The following is a 5,921-nucleotide window of genomic DNA, read 5'->3' as shown; positions in this document are numbered from 1 at the left end:
ACGCGTCGAGCGTGCGCTCGGCGGCGGCCGTCGCATGCGCGGGCGCCGCGCCGTCAAGCGCTGCAGCCACCTCGCCTTCGACGGCGTCCGCCGTGCCGGCCGGTTTCGTGAGCGTGTCTTCCATCACAGTGCTCCCGCGTCGTGGCGGTCGGCGAGGATGTGCAGCCCCCGCTCGAGCGCCGGAAACAGGCTGCGCTGGAAGTTGTTCCAGCGCAGTTCGAGAATCGTGTCGTCCGGCGCGATCGGCGTGTCGAGCACGTCGCAGATCACCTCGCCGGAATCGATGCCGTTGTCGACGTAGTGGAACGATGCGCCCGTCATCGTCACCGGATCGACGCGCGACGTCGTGCCGCTCGCCCAGTCGACCCGTTCGCCGCGCGCGCCGTGCAGCGCATCGAGCGTCGCCCACGCGCCGCGCCGCTGGTACGGCGAATCGTCGGCCGTGATGCCGGGGTGGATGTTCGCGATGCGGCGGTGAAAGCGCGCGCCGGGACGCACGAGCTCGTCGAGGATCACGAGCAGCCCGTCGAGCACGACCACGTCGGCGTCGAGTTCGAGCAGGCGTTCGAGCAGGCGGCGCTCGAACGCCTGCTTGCCGGTCACGCGCTCGCGCGCGTCGCGCGGCAGCCGGCGGTACGTCGACGCGATCGTGCAGAACAGTTCATCGACCGGCCGGCCCTGCACGGTCAGCCCGTCGGGCAGGATCCACGGGCGGCCCGGCGTCCGTGCGAACCCGTAGTCGGCGACCTTCGCGCGATCGGCGGGCGACCCTTCGTCGTCGTCGACGATCACGCCCTTGAGCGTGTAGCGCTCGCCGAGCGGCGAGTCGTTCAGGCGCTCGACGAGGAATTCGAGCGGCGCCTTCATGTAGCGCGTGCCGCCCTGGTAAGCAACCGGCTGGCCGGCGCGATCGGCCGCGCCGTTGCGCAGCGACTGGATGTAGACGAGATTTTTCTTCGGCATGGAGGCGTCGTGGAAAAAGCGGACGACGGCGCCGCGACCTGCCCGCACCGGCCCGAAGGCCGACCGGCGCGCCGCGGCGCGCGGCGTCACCAGTTGTATTTCGCGGTGGCAATCACCGTACGGTCGGTACCGAAAACGCACACGCTCGTCGACTGGCAACCGCTGATGTAGTGACGGTTGAACAGGTTCGTCCCGTTCACGGCAAAGCGCCAGTGACGCGTGTCGTAGTGCACGCCCGCATCGAACAGCGTGTAGCTCGATACCGTCAGCGAGTTGTCCGCCGCACCGGCCGACGCGCTCTGGTAACGCACGCCGCCGCCCAGGCCGAAGCCCGTGAGCGGCCCCGTGTGCCACGTCCAGTCGGCCCACAGCGACGCCATCTGGCGCGGCCGCGGAATGTCGACCGGCCAGTTGTTCAGCGATGCGTCGTTCGCCTTCACGTTCTTCACGTCCTGGTACACGTAGGACGCGATCAGCGACAGGTTCCGCGTGAGCTTGCCGGTCGCGTTCAGCTCGATCCCGCGTGAGCGCACTTCGCCGGTCTGGATCGACGTCGTGCCGGCCGGATCGAGATTCAGCGGCGTCGGCGTGAGCACGTTGGTCTGGTTGATCTGGTAGATCGCCGCGCTCAGCATCATGTTCTTGCCGGGCGGCTGCCAGCGCAGGCCGGCCTCGATCTGCTTGCCGCGCGTGGGCTGCGGCAGGCCGCCGCCGTACAGGTTCACGCCGATCACCGGGTTGAACGACGTCGCGTAGCTGATGTACGGCGACAGCCCGTAGTCGCCCTGGTACGTGAGGCCCACGCGGCCGGTGAACGCCGTGATGTCGGCCTTCGACTGCGTGCCGCCCTCGCGGTCGTCCTGCCGCTGGTTGACCCAGTCCTCGCGGCCGCCGAGCGTCAGCGTCCAGCGGTTCCACTTGACCTGGTCCTGCACGTACAGCCCGAACGTGTTCATCGTCGTGTACGTGTTGGTACGGTATGTGGTGTTCGGCGGCGAGAACACGGACAGCGTGACCGGCGTGTAGACCGGGTTGTAGATGTTCAGCGTCGGCGCGGCGGCCAGCCATTCGCTGTCGGTCGCGGTCTGCCGGTTGTACTGGAAGCCGAGCAGCAGCGTGTGCTCGAGCGGCCCGGTGCCGAAGCGGCCCTGCAGGTTGTTGTCGATGTCGAAGCGGCTGTAGTTCGTCTGGAACACGCCGGCCCAGCGGTTGATGTCGGTCAGGCTGCCGTCCGCGAAGCCCGCGCCGAACACCGAACCGTTGTCGAGCGACAGGTGCATCCAGCGCACGTTCTGCCGGAACGTCCACATCGAGTTCAGGTTGCGCTCGAACTGATAGCCGAGCGACCACTGCTTCTTGCGGTAGTAGTTGAAATTCGGGTCGCCGCCGTAGACGTCCTTGTCGAGCTGCCCGTTCGGGTTCGGCAGCACCGTGCCTTGCGCCGGCAGGAAGTTCGACGAGATGTCGCCCCAGTCCTGCAGGTACGTGGCCGACAGCGTCAGCGACGTATCCGCGTCGGGGCGCCAGCGGAACGACGGCGCGAGCGCGACACGCTGGTCGTTGTTCGGGCCCGTCAGCGCGTTGCCGTCGCGCGCGACGCCGACGAACCGGTACGCGTACTTGCCGTCCGCGTCGAGCTTGTCGCCGACGTCGATCATGAACTGCTTGCGCGCATAGTTGCCGAACTGCACGCCGGCTTCGCGCACGCGCTCGCCGTCGGCCGTCTTGGTCTGCACGTCGATGATCGCGCCGGGGTCGCCCGCGCCGTACAGCACCGACGTCGGCCCGCGCAGCACGGTGATGCTGTCGATCATGTACGGATCGACCCGCCAGCTCGACAGGTTCAGCGTGTTCGGCACCTGCAGGCCGTTCACGTATGCCGTCGGCGTGAAGCCGCGCAGCGCCGCGTACCAGTCGGAACGGTTGTCCGAGCCGTACGACGAGAAGCCCGGCACGTAGCGCAGCGCCGCGTTCACGTCGGTCGCGCCGGTCATCTCGATCTGCTGCGCGGTGACGACGTTGATCGTCTGCGGGATTTCATTGATCGACGTATCGGTCTTGGTGCCGGTCCTGCTGCGCTTCGCGACGAGACCGACCGTGCCGTCGCCTTCCGGGCCCGCGTTGACGTTGATCGCCGGCAGCGTGCCGGTCGCCGGGCCGTTCGGCGCGCTGGTCGACGAACCGGTCGGCGCACTGGCCCCCGCACTCGCCGCCGCACCGTTGCGCGCACTGTCGGCCGACGTCGCGGCGCCTGCGTTCACGGCCGGCGCCGTCTGCGCGAATGCGTGCCCTGCCGCCATCCCGAACGTCACGCTCGCCGCGGCCGCGATCGCACGCAAACGCGTGCCTGTTGCCCACTCCATCTTTCTCTGCTCCACTTTTTTGATGCGGTCTCCGACCGCGCCTTTGTCAAAGAGCGAAAGCCATGCGGCCCGCGCTCGCCCCGTTTTGATGTCGTTGTTCATGCAGTGCCCGGGCCGCGCCATCATCGTGGGCGGGCGCGATCCCGTCTTCGAGCGACGCGCAGATTTCGTCCGCGCGGCGTGCCAGTACCGACAGCAGCGTGTCGGACAGGCCATGGCTGTCTTCGCAGCAGCCTTGCAGGTAGATGCGCGGCGCGAAGTGCTCGGGCGTCGCGAGCAGGTAGTCGCGCGTGACGTCGCCGCGCGTGAGCGCGTCGCCGAGGTGTGGTGCGAGCCCTTCGAGCAACGCCGAATGCGTGTCGCGCCGATAGCCGGTCGCGAGCACGAGCGCGTCGAAGCGCTCGACGCGCGTCGCCCCGTTCATCCGGTCGCGCAGCGTCAGCTCGATGCGGCCGTCGGCGGTGCGCACCGCGCCCTCGATCGCGCTGTTCGCGAGCAGCGCATGGCGCGGCGTGCCGTCGATGCGCTGCAGGTACAGCATTTCGTAGATCTGCTCGATCAGTGGCCGATCGACCACCGCGTAGTTGGTGTCGCGGTAGCGCTCGAGCAGCGCGCGGCGTGCATCGTGCGGCTGCGCGTAGACGACGTCGGTGAACTCGGGGCTGAAGATCTCGTTGACGAACGGACTGTCGTCAGCCGGCTTCAACGCGCCCGCGCGCATCACGAGGTTCGCGTCGACATGCGGGAAGCGGCGCGCGAGGTCGATGAACACCTCGGCCGCGCTCTGCCCCGCGCCGATCACCGCGACGCGGCGGCGTTCGCCGTCCGGCGACGCGACCAGCCGGTCGATGTCGGTCAGGTACGACGACGAATGGATCACGCGATCGCGGCCGAGCGCGGCGAACGCATCCGGCACCGCCGGCGTGCCGCCGACGCCGACCGACAGCGCACGCGTCACGCGCTGGCGCTCGCGGCCGGCCGCGTCGCGCGACAGCACGCGCAGCGCGTCGATCCGCGCGCCGTCGCCGCGCACGGGCTCGATCGCCATGACGGTCTCGCTGTAATGGACGTGCTCGTCGAACGCGTCGGCGACCCAGCTCAGGTAGTCGTGGAATTCGACGCGGGTCGGATAGAAGTTCTTCAGATTGACGAATTCGTTCAGCCGGCCGCGTTCGAACAGATAGTTGATGAACGTGTAGCGGCTCTTCGGATCGCGCATCGTGACGAGATCCTTCAGAAACGAGATCTGCATCCGGCAGTCGTCGAGCAGCATGCCGCGGTGCCAGCCGAATTCCGGCTGTCGTTCGATGAAGCAATGGGCGAGCGGGCGCGCCGCACGCCGCTCCTCCAGACGGATGGCCAGCGCCAGATTCGACGGCCCGAAGCCGACGCCGATCAGGTCGAATACGGTTTCTCTCTGCATGTCTCTCAGCTCCCTTGTCGGTGAAACCGGCCCGTCAGACGTGACGGCCGGAAAAGAAGGTCTCGCGCAGCGTGCGCATCCACAGCGGCTGTGCGTCGGCGAGCGCCAGACGGCGCTGCCGCGCGAAGCCATGCCGCGCGAGGGTGTCGACGACCCGCGCGCGGCCGGCCGGGACCGCGCAGCCGACCGCTTCGGTGCGCGGGTCGTCGAGAAACAGGTAATGCACGACGGACGGCAGCCAGCCGGCCACACAATGCGGGCCGCGCCAGCGCGACTCGCCGACCAGCATTCGCAGCCCGCGGTCGTAATCGCGCGCGCCGACGTGCTGCGCGAGCGGGTCTTCCTTCAGCCAGAACGCCTCGACATACGCGAACGGTTCGCCGTCGAAGCAGCCGACGAGCGGCGTGACGTGCGGATCGGTGTCGGGCGTCGTGCCGTGGGCGCCGGGCTGCGTGCCCGGCCAGCCGTCGCGCACGCGCGGCTCGTCGAACCAGTGCGCGACGCGTGCGGCGTCCTCGCCTGGTTGCCAGCCGCGCAACGTGAAGCGCACGCCGAGCGCCGGCAGGTCGCGCGCCTCCACGTCGCCGCGCGGCGCGGGCGGCCGGCGCGGATGACGCCGGCCGTCGGTCAGCATCGGCAGCGTCGCGCACGGCAGCGGCGTGCCGACGCGCCACAGATCGGCCTGCTGCGCCCAGCCTTCGCGCATGCACAGGCCGCCGTCGGCGAGCACGCCGCTCGCGCGCAGCGCATCGAGCGCGACCGCCGGCCACGCGGCCGGGTCGAGCCGGATCGCCGCGCGGCGCACGTCGTCGGAAAACGCGGCGGCGAGCGCGGCCAGCAGCGCACGGCGCTGGTCGGCCGGCGCCGCGCGATGGTTGTACGCGACGAGGCGCAGCGTGCCGTCGTCCGCGAGTTGCGCGCGCAGCAGCTGCGCGCCGATGCCGTCGCCCTGCGCGACGCGGATCTCCGCGTCGTCGCGCGCGGCGAACAGGCCGTCCGCGAACGCGAGACGGCAGGTGTCGGGCATCGTGAAGCCGTCCGGGCGCACTTCAGCCAGCATTGCGCACCTCCTGCTCCGTTTCGGCCGAGGCCTCGACACGCGCGCCGAGCGCCGCGAGCGTCGGCGACGCGAACACGTCGGCCACCGTCAGCGCATGACCGGCGCGGCCGGA

Annotated in this window: 4 protein-coding genes; all 4 read right to left on the bottom strand. The window is 69.7% G+C overall.

Features of this window, described 5'->3' with window-relative positions; translation table 11 throughout:
• Positions 1 to 123: 123 nt before the first annotated feature.
• The 4 genes from F3J14_RS33060 to F3J14_RS33045 all read right to left on the bottom strand — a co-directional run bounded on the left by F3J14_RS33060 (position 124) and on the right by F3J14_RS33045 (position 5,809).
• Positions 124 to 963: a formyltransferase family protein gene (locus F3J14_RS33060; RefSeq protein WP_166726487.1), complete on the bottom strand. Its 840-nt coding sequence runs from the start codon at positions 961 to 963 to the stop codon at positions 124 to 126.
• An 86-nt stretch (positions 964 to 1,049) separates the two neighbouring features.
• Positions 1,050 to 3,326, bottom strand: coding sequence for a TonB-dependent siderophore receptor (locus F3J14_RS33055; RefSeq protein WP_166726486.1), 2,277 nt, complete (start codon positions 3,324 to 3,326; stop codon positions 1,050 to 1,052).
• A 46-nt stretch (positions 3,327 to 3,372) separates the two neighbouring features.
• Positions 3,373 to 4,749: a lysine N(6)-hydroxylase/L-ornithine N(5)-oxygenase family protein gene (locus tag F3J14_RS33050; RefSeq protein ID WP_166726485.1), complete on the bottom strand. Its 1,377-nt coding sequence runs from the start codon at positions 4,747 to 4,749 to the stop codon at positions 3,373 to 3,375.
• A gap of 34 nt (positions 4,750 to 4,783) precedes the next feature.
• On the bottom strand, positions 4,784 to 5,809 hold the full coding sequence (locus tag F3J14_RS33045; protein ID WP_166726484.1) for a GNAT family N-acetyltransferase: 1,026 nt from the start codon (positions 5,807 to 5,809) through the stop codon (positions 4,784 to 4,786).
• Positions 5,810 to 5,921 lie beyond the last annotated feature (112 nt).

It is taken from the genome of Burkholderia sp. Tr-862 (assembly GCF_011753085.1).
Taxonomy (GTDB): domain Bacteria; phylum Pseudomonadota; class Gammaproteobacteria; order Burkholderiales; family Burkholderiaceae; genus Burkholderia; species Burkholderia ambifaria.
Note: the sequence above shows the minus strand (reverse complement) of the source record. Positions and strands in the feature narration are given on the sequence as shown.

What these genes read in the sequence shown, in the direction of transcription:
- F3J14_RS33060 (WP_166726487.1), bottom strand. Translation starts at nt 963, where the DNA reads ATGCCGAAGAAAAATCTCGTCTACATCCAGTCGCTGCGCAACGGCGCG.
- F3J14_RS33055 (WP_166726486.1), bottom strand. Translation starts at nt 3,326, where the DNA reads ATGGAGTGGGCAACAGGCACGCGTTTGCGTGCGATCGCGGCCGCGGCG.
- F3J14_RS33050 (WP_166726485.1), bottom strand. Translation starts at nt 4,749, where the DNA reads ATGCAGAGAGAAACCGTATTCGACCTGATCGGCGTCGGCTTCGGGCCG.
- F3J14_RS33045 (WP_166726484.1), bottom strand. Translation starts at nt 5,809, where the DNA reads ATGCTGGCTGAAGTGCGCCCGGACGGCTTCACGATGCCCGACACCTGC.